This window comes from Micromonospora sp. LOL_024 (assembly GCF_048060415.1).
Lineage (GTDB): Bacteria > Actinomycetota > Actinomycetes > Mycobacteriales > Micromonosporaceae > Micromonospora.
Map to the genome: position 1 here is coordinate 53,113 of NZ_JBHMIS010000020.1, position 16,936 is coordinate 70,048.

Consider the following 16,936-nt stretch of genomic DNA (forward strand, 5'->3'; position numbering starts at 1 on the left):
GGTCAGCTCTGGTCGGTGGGCTGGCGGCGGAACCGGCTGACGAGTCTGCGCCAGTAGAGCTTGGCCGCCACCGCGACCCCGGCGATACCGCCGACCACCGCCTGCACGATCAGGCTGCCGGATCCCGCGTCCAGGTAGGCCAGGTGGTTCACCGACCGCTCCTTCCCTCGCCGTGATAGGACCGGCATCAGCATCCGTACTCACATTTCGGAATTAGACGACACGCCGGACTTACGCCACCGTACGCCGCTCACGGTCACCTGTCGGGCACAACGCCCACTTCACCCCGTCCGTTTCGTTCAAGACGCCCGGCCGCCGCCGGCCGTAACCTCGCCACCATGACCCTGCTTCCGCGCTTCGACCTGGTCGGCCTGGTCGCCACCGACATGACCCGCACCCTGGACTTCTACCGCCGCCTGGGACTCGCCATCCCGGCCGGCGCGGAGCTGGAGCCACACGTGGAGGTGGCCCTGCCCGGCGGCCTCCGGCTCGCCTGGGACGACCTCGCGACGATCCGCTCCCTCGACCCGGGCTGGAGCCCACCGACCGGCGGCCACCGGGCGGCACTGGCCTTCCTCTGCGCGAACCCAACCGAGGTCGACCGCTGGTACGCCGACCTGACGGCCGACGGCCACCACGGCCACCTGCCACCCTGGGACGCCCCCTGGGGCCAGCGCTACGCCGTCCTGCACGACCCTGACGGCACCCCCGTCGACCTCTTCGCTGCCCTGCCCACCCCCACCCCGAACGACCAGGGCTGACCAGCACCCACCTCGACGGGTCAGGCGCGGCGGCGGCCAGTCGGGCCGACTGCTCCGCTCCCTCGTGCCCGAGCACCTCGCGCACTCCCACCGACGTGAGTCATCCCGCTGCTCACGGTCACACCCCTGGTGGTCCCTTCGCCGAAATTCACGAACCTCCGACGGCGCCCGCCTCTGATCACCCGATCGGGAGTGGGGGTCAGGGGCGCAGGAGGGTTGTGGGGGGTAGGCCGGTCAGGGCGCGGGTGTCGCGGGTGAGGTGGGCCTGGTCGGCGTAGCCGGCGCGGGAGGCCACCTCGGCCAGCGCGACGCCCCCACGGGCCAGGGCCAGGGCCCGGCGAAGCCGCAGGATCCGGGCGAGGGTCTTCGGGCCGTACCCGAACAGGTGCCGGCTGCGCCGCAGCAGCGCGTGCGGGTCGAGCCCGACCTCGACGGCGGTCGCCGCCACCGTGGCGCCGGCGGCCAGCGCGGCGGTCACCCGGGCACCGAGCGGGTCCGGGCCGCCGGCGGCCCGCAGCCGGCAGGCCGCCACCTCGACCAGCACGGCCTCCGCATCGGCCGCAGCCCGGTCGGCCAGCGCCGCGACGGCCCGGTCACCCCACAGGTCCCCCAACGGTACGCGCCGATCACGCACCTCGACCGCCGGCACACCGAGCACCGCCGGGCCGACTCCGGGCGGCAGCCGCAGCCCCACCCACCGTTCACGCGGCGCGCTCGCGCTGAGAAACGCGGTACGGTCCGGCCCGGCGACCAACAGCCCCGCCCGACTGGACCAGAGCAGGTCGAGGCAGCCGTCCGGGAGCACCCGGGAGGACGTGGCACGGGCCGGCGCGGTGCTGGTCCACAGCGTCGCGCCGGCCAACCCGGTCGGCCGCTCCCGGTACACACCGCCAGCCTGCCACGATCCGCAGGCGCCCGACGGACCGGGGCTGTGCTGGCCGAAGTCGGCCAGCCGTCGAGGTCCGAACGGCGACTACCCGCCGACGGTGGGGCTCGGCAGCCGGACGGTGAACACGGTCGCGCCGGGCCGGGTGTCGAGCGAGACGGTGCCGTGGTGCGCCTCCACCACGGCGGCGACGATGGCCAGGCCGAGGCCGGTGCTGCCGTGGGCGCGGGACCGGGAGCTGTCGCCACGGGCGAAGCGTTCGAACACCTCGGGTCGCAGGTCGGGGGGCACACCGGGGCCGTCGTCGGCGACGCCGAGCTCGGCGGCCCCGCCAGCCAACCGCAGGCTGGTGGTGACGGTGCTGCCGGGCGGGGTGTGCACCCGCGCGTTGGTCAGCAGATTCGTCAGCACCTGGTGTAGCCGGGCCGGGTCGCCGGGCACCCTGACGACCTCGTCGGGCAGGTCGAGTTGCCAGCGGTGCTCCGGGCCGGCCACGTGCGCGTCACTGACCGCGTCCACCACCAGCGCGCTGAGGTCGACCGGTTCGACGGCCAGCGGCCGGCCCGAATCCAGCCGGGCCAGCAGCAGCAGGTCGTCCACGAGACTGGTCATCCGGGCGCTCTCCGACTCGACCCGGCGCAGCGCGTGTGCCACATCGGGCGGGACCCGGTCGCGGCCCCGACGCGCCACCTCGGCGTAGCCGCGGATCGCCGCCAGGGGCGTACGCAGTTCGTGGCTGGCGTCGGCGACGAACTGGCGTACCCGGACCTCGCTGGCCTGCCGGGCGGCGAGCGCGGCGGCGACGTGCCCGAGCATCCGGTTGAGCGCGGACCCGACCTGACCGACCTCGGTCCGCGGGTCGGTGTCGGTGGCCGGCACCCGTTCGGAAAGTGCCACCTCGCCCCGGTCCAGCGGCAGTTCGCTGACCCGGCCGGCGGTCGCCGCGACCCGTCGCAGCGGACGCAGCGTGGCCCGGACGATCAGCGCACCGGCGGCACCGGCGACCAGCAGCCCGACCGCGGTGACTCCGGCCTGCGCGACCACCATCCACCAGACGGTCTCCTGGACCTCGGACAGCGGCACGCCCAGCACCCGTACCGGGCCGGCAGGTGTCCGCCGGGCCACCAGCCGGTAGCCACCCCGGTCGTCGAGGTCGAAGGTGCGCGGCGGGCCGTCGATGGGCACCTCGGCCAGCGCGGTGACCTCGTCGACCGGCACGGACTGCTCCTGGCGGCCGACCAGCGTCCACGCCTCGGTCACCTGCCCGTCGACCACCTGGGCGGTGATCGTGCCGGGCGGGAAGCCGCGCGGCACGCGTACGTCGCTCCAGGCGCTCGTGCCGGGCGCCGGCTCCCACGGGACGCTCGGCCGACCGCTGGGCGTGAAGAGCAGTTGCTCGTCCACCCGCGAGGTCAGGAACTGCCGCAGCGCGGCGGTGGTGATCCCACCGATGGCGAGGCTGACCACGGCGAGCAGGGTGACCAGGGTGATCACCAGGCGGGTCCGCAGCGACCGTCCGGCCAGCCACCGGCGTACGGCGTTCACTCCGCCGGCTTGAGCAGGTACCCGGCCCCGCGCAATGTGTGGATCATGGGCTGGCCGCCGGCGTCGATCTTCTTGCGCAGGTACGAGATGTACAGCTCGACGACGTTGGCCTGGCCGCCGAAGTCGTAGTTCCACACCCGGTCGAGGATCTGCGCCTTGCTGAGCACCCGGCGGGGATTGCGCATCAGATACCGCAGCAGCTCGAACTCGGTGGCGGTGAGGGTGACCAGTCGGCCGTCCCGGCGCACCTCGTGGCTGTCCTCGTCCATGGTGAGATCGCCGACGGTCAAGACCGCGTCCTGGCGGGTGGCGACGGCGAAGCCGGAGCGGCGCAGCAGCGCCCGCAGTCGGGCGATCACCTCCTCGAGGCTGAACGGTTTGGTGACGTAGTCGTCGCCACCCACGGTCAGCCCGGTGATCCGCTCCTCCACCGCGTCCCGGGCGGTCAGGAAGAGCACCGGCACGGTGGCGTTGTCCTCCCGCAACCTGCGCAGCACCTGGAAGCCGTCGAGGTCGGGAAGCATCACGTCGAGCACCACCGCGTCGGGCTGGAACTGACGGGCGGCGCGTACCGCGGCCATGCCGTCGCCGGCCGTCCGCACCTGCCAGCCCTCATAACGCAGCGCCATCGACAACAGATCGGTCAGGGTCGGCTCGTCGTCGACGACCAGCACCCGGACCGTTTCGCCGTCTGGCCGGCGCAGCTCCACCCGGCCCGGCCCGACCTCCCCCTCGGTCATCATGGTCGCCATGGTGGGCCGACACGCTGGGTTCCACTTGTGGGGATCCTGTGCGCCGGCTGTGCGGTCCGCCGGGTCGCGGGGCAGGACCGACGCGGCATCACTCGGTCACGCCGACCGGGTCGGTGCGGACGAAACGCATGGACCATGCGCCGGCCCCGTCGGGCCGCTGCCGGGCGTAGAGATGGTCGGCGACGGGGGTGGGCGCAGCCTGCGGCCGGCGCAGCACCCACAGCCGCGGCGGCGCACCGTCCGGGCCGGCCGGCAGCGACCGGACCAGATCGTGGGCCGGACCGCCGACGAACCGTACGCTCACCTCATCCATCACCGCTCCGCCTCCGGACTGCCCGGCGCATCGGGCGTCTCGGCTCGCACGCTAACGCACCAGCCGCCGCCGGATGCCGGTTTGCCCTGATCGGTGGCGGGGTACCGTGCGCACGCGCACCGCGGTGGTGCGCCTTGACGACAGGGAGCGGTCGATGCGTAGGGTGGACGGGCGGTACCGGCTCGATCAGCGCATCGGCATCGGCGGCATGTCGGAGGTCTGGCGGGCACACGACGAGGTGCTGGACCGGATGGTCGCGGTGAAGCTGGTGTTGCCCGGACTGCCGGACGGTCCGGCTTCGGTGGAACGGATCCGCGCGGAGGCCCGTTCCGCGGCCCGCCTGGTCCATCCCAACGTCGCCAGCGTGCACGACTTCGGCACCGGTGGCACCGTTGCCGGGCGCGAGCTGCCCTACATCGTGATGGAGCTGGCGGAGGGGCAGACGCTCGCCGCCCACCTGCGCGCCGGGCCGCTGGACTGGCGGATCGCGGTGCGGGTCTGCGCGGAGGTGAGCGCGGCGCTGGCCACCGCCCACACGCACGGCATCGTGCACCGCGACATCAAGCCCGCCAACGTGATGCTCACCCCGTCCGGGGTGAAGGTGCTCGACTTCGGTATCGCCACTCCGAGCGGAGCCGCCGACACCGCGCCCGAGGGCATCGTGGTCGGCACACCGGCATACCTCGCCCCGGAGCAGCTCCGACGGGCTCCGGCGACCCCGGCGGCCGACATGTACGCGCTCGGCGTCCTGCTCTACTGCTGTCTGGCTGGCCGGCTGCCGTACGCGGCGGACAGCATCACCCGGTTGCTCGGTCCGCGGGGCGGACTGCGCCCGCTGCCCGAACTTCCCGGACTGCCCACGGAGGTCGACGAGCTGTGCCGACGGTGCCTCGCCGACGACCCGGCGCGGCGGCCGAGCAGCCTCGTCGCCGCGCTGGTGCTCGCCGAGGCGGTGGATGCCCGGGTGTACGTGCCGATGCACGAACCGCTGATGCCACGGCAGCGACCGCCCACGGTCAGCCCGTGGACCGAGCGGGCGGCGGCCGAGGCCACCGAGGCCGCCCGGGTCACCGAGGCCGCCGGCCTCCGGGGATGCCGACCCGCCGGCTGATCCCGGTTTCACGCCATCGGCCTCGGGTAGCCGGGCGGGGAGTGACGGGAGGAACGCGATGCCGAGTTCCTGGTTGAACGAGGTTGCCGCCGCGACCGCCGAGGGCGGTCACATTCACACCGACGACGATGCCCTGTCCACCGCCCTCGCCTCGCCGCTGGCTCGGCACTGCACCGGGCTGACCCCGTCGCAGTTGCTCGCCGCCGCCTTCGCGTCCTGCCTGCACCACGCGGCGGTGGAGGCGGCCGGCGAGATAACCGACGAGGCGCACACCGTACAGGTGCGCGCCGAGGCGAAGCTCGGCCGCGACGACGACGGCCGGTACCGGGCCGACGTGCACGCGTCGATCTCGTCGGTGGGCCTGACCCGGCAGCAGCTCGCCGAGCTGGTCGAACACGCCGATCGACTGTGGCCGTTCTCCAGCGCGGACAGCAGCCGGCACCGGCTCACCGTCACTCCGGCGGAGAACGGCCGGCACTGAATCGCGTACCGCCCGGTTGGTCCGACCGCTTTCCGGCTGGTGCGGTCAGGCCGATCCACGGTCCCCCGTTCGGGTGAGGCGCGCTGCGGCTGCTATCGACACGTACAAGATCGGCGTTCCCTACCACTTTCTCCTGACATTCCGGATATTTTCGTCGTGACGGATAACGGAACCTCACCCGTTATCGGTAGCCCCGCGGAGATCCACCGGGCAAATGCCCGCGAATTGTGATGCATGCCACCAAGCTAGCCGATGGCAGACGGCCATCGGCTTTCTAGCCTCGGCGGGTGCATCCCGACGACCAAATCGACCAGAGGCTGACCCCCCGGCCATCGGCGAGCCATTCGGCCGATGGAGCATCCACCGAAAGGGTGGCAGGGCGGCATCGCGCTGCCGGGAACCCGCTTCGCGGCGTCCGTGCCATGCTCGCCTCCACTGCGGCACGGGTGGCCCTGGCCGCCGGCGTGACCTGCTGCCTCGGCGCGGCGGCCCTCGTGACGACCCGAGACGACGACGCGGCGCCGCCGCCACAGGTGGCCGAGGCGCTGGCCGACCGTGCCCTGGCCGCCCAGGACGAAGCCGCGTCCCGATCCCTCGACCGCAGCCCCTCCCCCACCCCGGCCAGCCCCAGCCCCAGCCCCAGCCCGACCGCCTCGCCGACCGCAAAGCCGTCGGCCATCGCCAAGGCGACGAAGACGAAGCCCACCACGCCACCACGCCCCAAGCCGGTCGCCGGCCTCAGCCAGGCGCAGATGGACAACGCCAAGGCGATCGTGGACGTCGGCGTGGACATGGAGATCCCCCGCCAGGCGATGGTCATCGCCGTCGCCACCGCGATGCAGGAGAGCACCCTGCTCAACTACGCCAGCGGCGTGCTGCCCGAGTCGCAGCAGTATCCGCACCAGGCCATCGGTTGGGACCACGACTCGGTGGGGCTGTTCCAGCAGCGCCCGAGCAGCGGTTGGGGCACCGTACGGGAGCTGATGCGTCCGGCGTACGCCTCCCGCGCGTTCTACGAGGCGCTGCTCGAGGTGCCCGGTTGGCAGGGGATGAGCCTGACCATGGCCGCCCAGGCCGTGCAGATCTCCGCCTACCCGTACGCGTACGCCCAACACGAGGAGAAGGCCGGCACCGTGGTGGCCGCGCTGACCTGATTCGCGGCGTCGCCGCCAGAGCGGTCGGAGTCAGACCCGCTTGGGCAGCACGACCACCCGACCGAAGAACTCGTCGATGCGGTGGACCACGTCGTTGAAGTCGTCGAGGTCGATCGGCTTGGTCACGTACGCGTTGGCCTGGAGCGTGTAACTGCTGACGATGTCGGTGTCCGCGTTCGAGGTGGTGAGCACGACGATCGGGATGGTTCGCAGGTCCTCGTCGCCCTTCACCTCGCCCAACACCTGCCGGCCGTCCATCCGGGGCATGTTCAGGTCGAGCAGGATCACGTCCGGGCGCTGGGCCTCGCCGTGCCGCCCCTCACGGCGGAGGAACTCCATCGCCTCGCGGCCGTCGTTGACCACGTCGATGACCTTAGCCACGTCCGAGGTCGCCAGCGCCTCCTCGATCATGAGCACGTCGCCCGGATCGTCGTCCACGACGAGGATCCGAACCGGAGCAAGGGTGCCTGCGCCCATCATTACCTGCCTCAGGTCGGCCAGCACGGAACCTGCCGGTCCGTGCTGCGGGAAATCTAGCCCATTCACGGACGGTCAGTGCCCGCCGGGTCCACGCCACCGGACCCGCACCCGAGCACTTCGGCGAGGCCGGTGAGCTGCAGCACCCGTTCGACCCGGCTGGTGGCGCCGGCAACCCGCGGCCACCCGCCCCCGGCCAGCCGGTCGATGACGGCGTTGAGCTGTGCGGCGCTGCCCATGTCGAGTTCACCGGCCAGGCGCAGCCGGGTCGGCCCCTCGCCGTCGTGATCGGCATACGTGACCGTGAACGCCGCGACGATCCCCTCCCGCCGTTCAGGAACGGATGCTTGCGGTGCGACAAGTATAAGGTGAGCCTGCGGCGGGCCGAATTTCACGCCCTCGACGGCGAATTCCGCCCCACCGGCTACGGCGAGATCCGCCGCGGCGACACCGGCAACGCCGCCCGCCCCTGCTGGAGATAGCCCGACGCCCGGGGAAAGTCGTGCAACACTCGGAAGTAGTGGCCCAGCGTCGCCTCCACCGCCGCGGCAGGCACGCCTCGACTGCCCAGAACGGTCACCAGCCACTCGACAAACTCGGTGAACAGCGTGCCGTCGTCGACGTAGAGCGCGGCGGCCAGGAAATCCAGGATGTAGCCGAGGTCGCTGACGGTCGAGTCCAGCTGGGCGGGGCTGTAGTCCCGGGCGGTCGGGACCCGCCGCGCCAGGTCGCCCAACGCGCTGTCGATCAGCTCGCCGCGCCTGCTGACCAGGGCGGCGTACTCGTCGTCGGCCAGGTGCGCCAGGTTCGCCGGCGCATCGGCCCGCAGCGCGCGCTCGTCGGCGAGCAGATCCGCGGCGGACGGCCCGCTCGGCGCCCACGGCACGCCGAGCCGCCGCGCCCACCGGCCGTCCACTCCGAAGCCCCGGCCGCCGACCACCACCGGCACGTCGGACCGCCGGCAGGCCTCGATCATCCGGTGCGCCTGGGGCAACCGCATCGGCAGCGCGCAGGCCAACGCCACCGCGTGCGCGTCGTAACGGTGCAGGTACGACACCAGGTGGGCGGCGGGCACGCTGGCACCGAGGAAGGTCACCTGCCAGCCGCGCAGCCGCAGCAACTCCGCGACCAGCCGCGCCGGGAGCGCGTGCCACTCACCGTCCATGCAGGCCACCACCACCCGGCCGTGGGTCGGACGGACAGGCGTGTACGCGGCGACGGCCGCCACCACCCGCTCGCTGATGTGAGTGGCCGCGTGTTCCTGGGCGACGCTCCACTCATTGCGCGCCCACCGCTCCCCCACCTCGGCCTGCGCGGGGGCGACCAGATCCAGCAGGACCCGGTCGGCCGACACCCCGGCGTCCAGCAGGTCGTGCGCCACCTCGATGGCCGCCTGCTCGTCGGCCTCGGCGAGGCAGCGCAGGTAGTCCAGGTACACGGCAGCGGGCGAGATGCCCGTCGTCACGGCCCCGCCGCCCCCTCCTGGTCCGGCTCGGGCACGGCGGGCGTCTCCGGCACGGCATGCGGGTAGCGCTGCGGCCGGTCACCGGCGGCGGCACGCAGCGCCAACACCGCGATGTCGTCGTGGTCGCGCTGGGCCAACCAGTCGCAGGTCACCTGCTCGACCCGCTCGGCCAGGGCGGGCGCCGGCATCCGCTGGCACCCGGTCAGCGCCTGCGTCAGGCGATCGGTGCCGAGCTGCTCGTCGCCCCGCCGGCCACCCCGCGCCTCGGTCACCCCGTCGCTGTAGAGCAGACAGGTCTCGCCGGGTGCCAGCCGGGTGGAGACCTGACCGACCCGCGGGTCCGGCACCACACCGATGAGCATGCCGCTCAACGGCAACTGCTCCACCTCGCCGGAGGAGCGCAGCACCAGCGGTGGCAGGTGCCCTCCGCCGGCCAACGTCAAGGCCAGGCCACCGTCGCGATGCGGGCGGACCACCCCGAGCACAATGGTGGCGAACCGGCCCTGTCCGTGCGCCAGGGTGGTCTCCAGCAGGGCGTCGTTGAGTAGTTGCAACAGCCTGACGGGATGCTGCTCGACCCGGTGCAGCGCATGCAGGCACTGACGCAGCTGGCCGGTGAAGACCGCCGCCTCGACCCCCTTGCCGGAGACGTCGCCCAGGAAGAAGACCGAGCCGCCGTCGGGCAACCGGTGGGAACCATAGAAGTCGCCACCGATGCGCAGGCCGGCCTGGGCCGGACGGTACGCGGCACCCCACTGCACACCCGGCGCCGGCGCCGGTTCCACCGGCAACAGGCTGGCCTGCAGAGTGTCGGCGACCTCCGTCTGGTCGCGGTAGAGCGACGCGGTGGTCAACGCCGCGCCGGCCCGGGCGGCGAAGGCGCGGATCAGATCGAGGTCCTCCTCGACGAACCAACGGGTGGCCTGCCGGGCGACCAGCAGCACTCCCATCGGCGCGTCACGGCCGGGCAGCGACACCAGCCGAGCAGCCATTCCGACGGCGGGCAGATCGGGCAGCCACCCCGCGTCGACGGCCTGTTCGACCAGCCAGTCGACGGCGGACAGCTGGCCGCCCCGCAGGCTCTCCTCGACCGCCGGTGGCAGCTCCGCGGGGACCAGCACGCCACCGTCCACGTGGGGTGTCCCGTCGTCGACGCGGCGGGCACGCCACCAGCGAACGCGACCGGAACGGGGCGCCAGCACCAGGACGGCAACCTCGGCCAGGGTGGGTACGGCGAGTCGGACCACCGCGGCGGCGGCCCGATCCGGGTGCAGCGGATTGCCGAGTTTCTCGCCGACCACAGCCAGGAAGGCAGACCTGGCCCGCTCGGCCACCAGCGCGTCGGCCCGCTCGACGCTGTCGCTGAGATCCTCGACGTACCAGCAGCTTCGCCCGGCGGACAGGGACACCCGGCGCAGGCGCAGGCGACGGCCGTGATGGGTGAGTTCCGGGTCGAGGGAACTCAGCTCGGTGAGCGACCCGCCGACGACAACCTCGGGTAGCAGCCGCCGCGCGACCGGACTGATGTACGCGACGACACCGTCGGGACCGCACACCACCAGACCGTCACGAAGATGCTCGACCACTTCGGGCCAGTCCGCGGCGACCGGGGCCCCAGGTTGGTCGAGGGCGGGTTGGTCGAGGGCGGGTTGGTCGAGGGCGCCTGGCCCGTTGGCGGGCCGGGCCGAACCGGAGCGCCACGCGGAGCCCCGTGCGACACCCGGCCTGGCGAACCGCCCGTCGCCGGGTTCGAGGTCCCTGACGTCGGCACCTGTCACCAGTTGAGTCCCACTCCTTCTCGGTCACGCACCCCGCACCAGGCGGCATGCCCGATCTCTCACCCAGCACCTCAGCGTACGCAACTCTCGCGGTACCGCCACCTGAGCCACTGCCGTCCGCCCGGCGGGCACGGCAGTTCAGCGGTTGTTACGATCCGTTCGCCCCTGCCCCGCCCGCCACCCGCGGAAGGCGTGATCGTTGCTGTCCCACGGTCGCAGACCCGAGACGACACCGCTGAGCATCTCCGTCGACCGGTCCGATCCCGGCCGACCCCTCATCCGGGTCGGCGGCGACCTCGCCTACACCAGTGCCGGCCCGTTACGCACCGAGATCGACCGGCTGCTGGCCACCGCTCCCACCACCGTCGTGCTCGACTTCGGCGACCTGGAGTTCATCGACAGCACCGGGCTGGGCGTCATCGTGCACGCCTGGCGTGCGGGACAACAGACCGGCACCGGCCTGCGGCTACGGGCGGTCCCCCGGTTCCTCAACACCATCCTCGACATGACCGGGGTCACCGGCCTGCTCGCCCGCCCGATCGCTCTGGACTAACCCACCGGCCGGCGGAACCGGCAGGGCCACCCCGACCGGGGGTGGCCCCCGACCCTGGGACCAGGGGCCGGGGGCCGGGGGCCGGAGGATGGCTCAGGGCGTCGGGACCGGGTACCGGCCCGCGCCGCGTGAACCCGGAGTCGGCTCCGCGTCCTCAGGTGGTCCCGAATCGGGCGTCTGGTACAGATAGCGGACGAACTCCGCGCCCGTCCCGTCGTCCTGCGCGCCGGGCCACTGCCCGGCGCAGTCGACGCCGATCACCTCGCGGCCACTGCCGTCGTTCTCTTCCAGCAGCGCCCACAGGCTCACCGGGTAGCAACGGGTGTTCTCGGGTGCCAACCGCCAACGGGCGTACCAGCCGGGTCGGGCGGGGACGATCTCGACTATCCGCTTCATCACGACCTTCCCTTCCGCGTGCCTCGGAAGATCTCCGGTCCACTGCGATCGTCGGCCCCCCGCGGGTGACCGCCCATCACCCCGCCCGGATGAAGCTGGGTCGGTGTTGCCCAACACCGGCCGCCCGCGCGCCCGCACCGACCGTTTCGCCCCCGATAACGGCGGGAAGGCCATCGACGAAGCCAGGGAAACACCAGCGGAAGCGAGGTGCCACCATGCGCAAGCAGATGGAGGGCGACAACCAGCGCCGCCGGGCGCTGGCCCGCCAGGCCCGGGAACGCGGCATGCAGGCCGCCGACACCGGCGCCAGCCTGAGCGCGTCCAAGCAACTCGCCCATCTCGACCAGCACAGGCGCGCCGGACCGCCGCCGGCAGGCAACCGCCACAAACCAGACACCAGGCGTGGCGGGCCCGTTCCGTCGCCGGCCGGCGTGCCGGAAACTCCCCGACCTCGCCCGGAGCCGGGCGTCGAGGCGCCGGGCATCACCACCGTGGGCTACCGCGACCTGGTCGAGGATGTCGTCCGCCGCGCCGGCGTCGACTTCCGCACCGCCAAGGTCGGGGTGGAGTCGACGGTCCTCGTCCTGGCCTGGGCGCTGGACGCCGCCGAACGACAGCGGCTGCTGGCGGCCGTCCCCGCCTCGTTACACGACGTCGTCCCGGTCGACGGCATCGAGCGGCGGCAGGATCTCTCCGGTTTCCTGACCGAGGTCGGCCGGATCAGCGGGCGCAGCCCGGAGCAGGCCCGTTACCAGGCCGAGGCGACCCTCGCCGCGCTCGCCGCCCACGACCGTGACCTGGTCGAGTCGCTACACGTACCGGACGAGCTGCGGGAGCTGCTGAACCCGGCGGCGACCGGCGGCGGTCTGGTCGGCGCGAGCAGCACCACGCCACCACTGTCGGAGGCCGAGCTGCGCGAGGCCCTGCTGGACCTGCCCTACTGGACCGGTGGCGGCGCCTGCCTGTCACGAACGCTGGAGCTGCCTCCGGACAACCTCGACCGGGTCCTGAGCCGCCTCGACCTGATCCGCGACCAGACCGGCCGCGGGCCACGGATCGGCCGCGTGGACCCGAGGACCGCCGTGCTGACCGTGGCCACCGGCAACGCCGGCGCGGTGACCGCGTTGGACGTCGACCTGGCCCACACGGTCGACGGCGCGATCGACGAGGCGGGCGCCGGGATGGCCGGCGGCTGAGCAGCCGGCCCGGCTGGGTTGTGCGGAGGTGGTACGCCCACCGGCCGCACGGCCCAGCCGGTCAGCGTGCCCGGGCGGGAACCTCGGGTGAGGCGCTCTCCAGTGGCACCGCGGTGGACGACACCAACCCGAGCTGCGCCGCCGGCCGGGGCAGGGTGGCGTCCAGAAGCCAGTCGGCGCTCACCCGGGCCCGGTTACCCGGCATGGCAAGGAGATGGTAGCCGCGGGTGAACGCCTTGGCCGTCAGACCGGACAGCGACACCTTGAGAGGGTTCGCGGCCGCCTGTTTACCGCCCAGGTCGATCACCCAACCGAGATCGTGATGCTTGTACGGCCGGCGGCTGCCCTGCCCGTAGGAGGCGGCGATGTTGTGACCCGCGAGCTTGCCCTGCCGCTGGGCGTGCTGGGCGGTCATCGTGCAGATCTGCCCGGGTCGGGTCAGGTCCGGCACGGCAGCTGCGTCACCGCACGCGTACACCTCGGGAAAACCGGGAACGGTCAGGTACTCGTCGACAACCAGCCGCCCCTTCTCGGTGCGCAGGCCCAACTCCGCCACGAAGGGGTCGGGGCGTACACCGACGCACCAGACCAGCGAGCAGGTCGGCACGTACTCGCCGTCGGTGAGTTTGACCCCGTCGGAGGTCGCGACCGCCACCGAGGTGCCCATCCGCACGTCGACGCCGCGACGGCGCAGCACCCGGTCCGCAGTGGCCGACATCCGCCGGTCCAGCTCCGGAAGCACGCGGGGCGCGACGTCCACCAGCATCCACCGGGGACGGATTTTCAGACGGGGACGCTGGGCGGCCAGTTCGTCGGTGAAGAGTTGGCCGTGCGCGGCCACCTCGGTCCCGGTGTACCCGGCGCCCACCACCACGAAGGTGGCCCGCGCCTGCTGCTCGGCGGGATCCTCGGCCTGCTCCGCCAGCTCAACCTGCCGGATCACGTGGTCGTGCAGGTAGAGCGCCTCGGGCAGGCCACGGAAGCCGTGCGCGTACTCGGTCACGCCCGGGATGGGTAGCAGCTTGTTGACGCTGCCCACCGCCAGCACCAACCGGTCGTACGCCAGCCGGTTGCGCTCGCCCTCCGGCTGGGTGAAGCTCACCCACCGGTTCTGCAGGTCCACCTGCTCGGCCTCGCCGATCACCACCCGGACTCCGTCCAGCGTGCCGGTCAGCGGCACGGCGATCCGGGCGGGCTCGACCACCCCGGCGGCCACCTCCGGCAGCAGCGGCAGGTAGAGGAAGTAGTCGGTCGAGTTGAGCACGATCACCTCGGCCCGGTCGCGGGCCAGCCGGCTCAACGTCTTCGCCGCGTGGTAACCGGCGAACCCGGCCCCCACGATCACCACCCGAGGCTTCGTCATTCCGGCCCGGTTCCCGTCGTGGGCGTCGGCAAACGTCACGGATGGGCTGTCTTCGGGACGGGGGCGGTGTTGCCGTCCTCTCAGCCGGCCTGCCGCACCCGAAGAAACACGGCGCCGACCCTGAAATCCCGGGGTCACGACGATGTCCGCCCAGTCGTACCACGCCCCGGTACGGCGCGGGTGTTCGCCGGCCGGCCCGCTCGGGCCGGCGGGTCACTTGCGTTCGGTGACGACTTCCTTCGAGCCGGGGACCACGTTGCGGGTGGCACGCAGGCTGGTGAAGGTGACCGCGGCCAGCACGACGACGATGACCAGGAGCGAGATCTCGGTGGGGATCAGCGGCACGCCCTCCCAGATGCCGTGCGCCCAGTGCAGGCCGAGCTTGACGCCGATGAAGGCCAGGATGATCGCCAGGCCGTAGGTGAGGTGGACCAGGCGGCTCAGCGCCGCGTGCAGCACGAAGTACAGCGCCCGCAGGCCGAGCAGGGCGAAGGCGTTGGTGGCGAAGACGAGGTACGGATCCTCGGTGATGCCGTAGACCGCCGGCACCGAGTCGACGGCGAAGACCACGTCGGTGGCGAGCACCGCCACCACCACCAGCGCCAGGGGAGTGAGCGCCCGTCGCCCGTCGACCCGTGCGGTCATCTTGGTGCCGTGGTACTCGTGGACCACCGGCATGAACCGACGCAACAGCCGCACCGAGCGCATGGTGTTGATGTCCACCGCCTGCTCGTGCCCGGTGAACGCGTCGCGCAGCAGCTTGGCCGCGGTGACCAACAGGATCAACGCGAAGATCAGGAACGCGAAGTCGAGGGTCTGCAGGGCTGCCGCGCCGAGGGCGATGAAGATGCCACGCAGCACCAGCGCACCGGTGATGCCGAACAGCAGCACCCGCTGGGCCAGCACACTCGGCACCGCGAAGGCGGCCAACAGCAGCATGAAAACGAAGAGGTTGTCGACCGACAGCGACTTCTCGACCAGGTAACCGGCGTAGAAGTCGAGGCCCTGGTCCGGTCCGTAGCGTTGCCAGACCCAGGCACCGAAGATCATCGGCAGGGCTATGTAAAAGGCGGACCAACCGAGCGCCTCCCTGAGGGAGACCTCGTGCGGGCGGCGCGTGAACAGGAAGTCCAGCACCAGCAGGGCGAGCACGCCGAGGATGGTGACAGCCCAGAGCGAGGGCGTACCCACCGACTGTAGGCCGTCAGCGGCGTAGGACAACTCGGACATGGGGCCTCCTCGAACACCGTGTCATGTTCGAGGTCTCCTTCACCCACCTTTCGTGGGCAACCACCCGAGGCACGCTCCGGGCGCGCCGTACTGACCGGCATGGTTCGTGGGAAGTACTCCCCTCGTGCCGCCAAGGTTAGGGCAGCCGGATCCCGTCCGCCACGCGGGGCGCAACCGGACCGGTGGCGCCGGTGACGAAGCAGCGCGAACGGGTGACGACCGTCACCGACCAGGACGTGAGCGCCTATCGTGGTCGGGTGACCGCAGAGCTGGCAGCTGGCCCCCTGAGCGGCGTACGCGTGGTGGAACTCGCCGGCATCGGGCCGGGCCCGTTCGCCGCGATGATGCTGGCCGACCTCGGCGCGGACGTGGTGCGGGTGGACCGGGTGACCGACGTGGACGCCTCGGCGTTCGGCACCCCCCACCCCGACCTACTCAACCGGGGACGCCGCTCGATCGGCGTAGACCTGAAGTCCACCGCCGGCCGCGAGGTGGTGCTGTCCCTGGTCGAGGACGTTGACGCCCTCATCGAGGGGTTCCGGCCCGGCGTCACCGAACGGCTCGGGCTCGGCCCGGCCGACTGCCACCGGGTCAACCCCCGACTGGTTTACGGCCGGATGACCGGGTGGGGCCAGGACGGCCCGAACGCCGGGTACGCCGGGCACGACATCGACTACCTGGCCCTGACCGGCACGCTGCACGGCATCGGGCGGGCGGGACAGCGGCCGGTGCCGCCGATGAACCTGCTGGGCGACTTCGGCGGCGGGGGGATGATGCTCGCCCTGGGCGTCGTGTCCGCGCTCTACGCGGTGCGCGGCGGCGCGGCGGGTCAGGTGATCGACGCGGCGATCGTGGACGGAGTCGCGGTACTCAGCACCCAGATCCACGCGCTGCGGCAGCTCGGCATGTGGCACGACCCACGCGGGGTCAACCTGCTCGACGGCGGCGCACCCTTTTACGACACCTACGAGTGCGCCGACGGGCGACACCTCGCGGTCGGCGCGTTGGAGCCGCGCTTCTACGACGAACTGGTCCGGCGCACCGGCTTCCCGGTGCCGCCGGACGAGATGGCCGACCGGACCGACCCGGCGAACTGGCCGGCGTTGCGCGCCGCCTGGTCGCGGCTGTTCCGCACCCGGACGCGGGACGAGTGGACGGCCCTGCTCACCGACTCCGACGCCTGCGTGGCGCCCGTGCTGGACTGGCGGGAGGCACCGGAGCATCCGCACCTTGCCGCCCGTCAGACGTTCCTGGTCCGCGACGGGGTCGTCCAGCCGGCACCAGCTCCCCGGTTCTCCGGCACCCCGACGTCGGTACGCCGGCCACCGCCCTGGCCGGGCGAGCACACCGACGAGGTGCTCGCCGAGGCCGGCTACGGGCAGGACCGGGTGACGGAGCTGCGTACCGCCGGGGCGGTCGGCTGACCGCAGTAGCCGCCCCAAACCGGCCCGGTCCAGGCCGAACAGCGCACGCGA

19 protein-coding genes are annotated in these 16,936 nt (G+C 72.5%); 7 read left to right on the top strand and 12 right to left on the bottom strand.

Annotation, left to right across the window (positions count from 1 at the left end; translation table 11 throughout):
- Positions 1 to 2: 2 nt before the first annotated feature.
- Positions 3 to 152, bottom strand: coding sequence for a hypothetical protein (locus ACFHWY_RS19610; protein ID WP_155220336.1), 150 nt, complete (start codon positions 150 to 152; stop codon positions 3 to 5).
- A 192-nt stretch (positions 153 to 344) separates the two neighbouring features.
- Between ACFHWY_RS19610 and ACFHWY_RS19615 the strand changes: the two genes are divergently transcribed.
- A complete protein-coding gene (locus ACFHWY_RS19615) occupies positions 345 to 761 on the top strand; it encodes a VOC family protein (protein WP_416581712.1) in 417 nt (138 codons plus the stop codon).
- 199 nt (positions 762 to 960) lie between these two features.
- Here the strand turns inward: ACFHWY_RS19615 and ACFHWY_RS19620 are convergent, their stop codons facing one another.
- The 4 genes from ACFHWY_RS19620 to ACFHWY_RS19635 form a co-directional block, all read right to left on the bottom strand.
- Positions 961 to 1,647 (bottom strand): helix-turn-helix domain-containing protein, encoded by a 687-nt coding sequence (locus tag ACFHWY_RS19620; protein WP_416581669.1) that lies wholly within the window; start codon positions 1,645 to 1,647, stop codon positions 961 to 963.
- An 87-nt stretch (positions 1,648 to 1,734) separates the two neighbouring features.
- Entirely contained in the window at positions 1,735 to 3,171 is a 1,437-nt protein-coding gene (locus ACFHWY_RS19625; RefSeq protein WP_416581713.1) for an ATP-binding protein, read from the bottom strand.
- Positions 3,172 to 3,188: 17 nt separating this feature from the next.
- The gene (locus ACFHWY_RS19630) at positions 3,189 to 3,935 is read right to left on the bottom strand and encodes a response regulator transcription factor (protein ID WP_416581670.1); all 747 of its coding nucleotides are present in this window, start codon (positions 3,933 to 3,935) and stop codon (positions 3,189 to 3,191) included.
- A gap of 97 nt (positions 3,936 to 4,032) precedes the next feature.
- Positions 4,033 to 4,257, bottom strand: a complete 225-nt coding sequence (locus ACFHWY_RS19635) for a hypothetical protein (protein WP_416581671.1) — start codon at positions 4,255 to 4,257, stop codon at positions 4,033 to 4,035.
- A gap of 154 nt (positions 4,258 to 4,411) precedes the next feature.
- Between ACFHWY_RS19635 and ACFHWY_RS19640 the strand changes: the two genes are divergently transcribed.
- The 3 genes from ACFHWY_RS19640 to ACFHWY_RS19650 all read left to right on the top strand — a co-directional run bounded on the left by ACFHWY_RS19640 (position 4,412) and on the right by ACFHWY_RS19650 (position 7,003).
- Positions 4,412 to 5,368 carry a serine/threonine-protein kinase gene (locus tag ACFHWY_RS19640; protein WP_416581672.1) on the top strand — a complete coding sequence of 319 codons (957 nt, stop codon included), beginning with the start codon at positions 4,412 to 4,414 and terminating at the stop codon, positions 5,366 to 5,368.
- A gap of 58 nt (positions 5,369 to 5,426) precedes the next feature.
- Positions 5,427 to 5,849, top strand: coding sequence for an OsmC family protein (locus ACFHWY_RS19645; protein WP_416581673.1), 423 nt, complete (start codon positions 5,427 to 5,429; stop codon positions 5,847 to 5,849).
- A gap of 287 nt (positions 5,850 to 6,136) precedes the next feature.
- The gene (locus ACFHWY_RS19650) at positions 6,137 to 7,003 is read left to right on the top strand and encodes a hypothetical protein (protein ID WP_416581674.1); all 867 of its coding nucleotides are present in this window, start codon (positions 6,137 to 6,139) and stop codon (positions 7,001 to 7,003) included.
- Between the two features lie 30 nt (positions 7,004 to 7,033).
- Here ACFHWY_RS19650 and ACFHWY_RS19655 read toward each other — a convergent pair whose 3' ends face one another.
- The 4 genes from ACFHWY_RS19655 to ACFHWY_RS19670 all read right to left on the bottom strand — a co-directional run bounded on the left by ACFHWY_RS19655 (position 7,034) and on the right by ACFHWY_RS19670 (position 10,723).
- On the bottom strand, positions 7,034 to 7,483 hold the full coding sequence (locus tag ACFHWY_RS19655) for a response regulator (RefSeq protein WP_416581714.1): 450 nt from the start codon (positions 7,481 to 7,483) through the stop codon (positions 7,034 to 7,036).
- Between the two features lie 62 nt (positions 7,484 to 7,545).
- Positions 7,546 to 7,875, bottom strand: a complete 330-nt coding sequence (locus ACFHWY_RS19660) for a hypothetical protein (RefSeq protein ID WP_416581675.1) — start codon at positions 7,873 to 7,875, stop codon at positions 7,546 to 7,548.
- A gap of 29 nt (positions 7,876 to 7,904) precedes the next feature.
- Positions 7,905 to 8,945, bottom strand: coding sequence for a cobalamin B12-binding domain-containing protein (locus ACFHWY_RS19665; RefSeq protein WP_416581676.1), 1,041 nt, complete (start codon positions 8,943 to 8,945; stop codon positions 7,905 to 7,907).
- Positions 8,942 to 10,723, bottom strand: coding sequence for a SpoIIE family protein phosphatase (locus ACFHWY_RS19670; RefSeq protein ID WP_416581677.1), 1,782 nt, complete (start codon positions 10,721 to 10,723; stop codon positions 8,942 to 8,944). The genes ACFHWY_RS19665 and ACFHWY_RS19670 overlap by 4 nt, the downstream gene beginning before the upstream one ends.
- 199 nt (positions 10,724 to 10,922) lie before the next feature.
- Between ACFHWY_RS19670 and ACFHWY_RS19675 the strand changes: the two genes are divergently transcribed.
- Complete coding sequence (locus tag ACFHWY_RS19675; protein WP_416581678.1) at positions 10,923 to 11,276, top strand: STAS domain-containing protein; 354 nt, start codon at positions 10,923 to 10,925, stop codon at positions 11,274 to 11,276.
- Positions 11,277 to 11,369: 93 nt separating this feature from the next.
- Here the strand turns inward: ACFHWY_RS19675 and ACFHWY_RS19680 are convergent, their stop codons facing one another.
- Positions 11,370 to 11,672 carry a hypothetical protein gene (locus tag ACFHWY_RS19680; RefSeq protein ID WP_416581679.1) on the bottom strand — a complete coding sequence of 101 codons (303 nt, stop codon included), beginning with the start codon at positions 11,670 to 11,672 and terminating at the stop codon, positions 11,370 to 11,372.
- 215 nt (positions 11,673 to 11,887) lie between these two features.
- Here ACFHWY_RS19680 and ACFHWY_RS19685 point away from each other — a divergent pair, with 215 nt between their 5' ends.
- Positions 11,888 to 12,868: a 4a-hydroxytetrahydrobiopterin dehydratase gene (locus ACFHWY_RS19685; protein WP_416581680.1), complete on the top strand. Its 981-nt coding sequence runs from the start codon at positions 11,888 to 11,890 to the stop codon at positions 12,866 to 12,868.
- Between the two features lie 61 nt (positions 12,869 to 12,929).
- Here the strand turns inward: ACFHWY_RS19685 and ACFHWY_RS19690 are convergent, their stop codons facing one another.
- Both ACFHWY_RS19690 and ACFHWY_RS19695 read right to left on the bottom strand, forming a co-directional pair.
- Positions 12,930 to 14,231 (bottom strand): NAD(P)/FAD-dependent oxidoreductase, encoded by a 1,302-nt coding sequence (locus ACFHWY_RS19690; protein ID WP_416581715.1) that lies wholly within the window; start codon positions 14,229 to 14,231, stop codon positions 12,930 to 12,932.
- Between the two features lie 213 nt (positions 14,232 to 14,444).
- Positions 14,445 to 15,461 carry a TerC/Alx family metal homeostasis membrane protein gene (locus ACFHWY_RS19695; RefSeq protein WP_416581681.1) on the bottom strand — a complete coding sequence of 339 codons (1,017 nt, stop codon included), beginning with the start codon at positions 15,459 to 15,461 and terminating at the stop codon, positions 14,445 to 14,447.
- 257 nt (positions 15,462 to 15,718) lie between these two features.
- On the opposite strand from ACFHWY_RS19695, the gene ACFHWY_RS19700 reads away from it, so the two are divergent.
- Positions 15,719 to 16,885, top strand: coding sequence for a CaiB/BaiF CoA transferase family protein (locus ACFHWY_RS19700; RefSeq protein WP_416581716.1), 1,167 nt, complete (start codon positions 15,719 to 15,721; stop codon positions 16,883 to 16,885).
- Positions 16,886 to 16,936 lie beyond the last annotated feature (51 nt).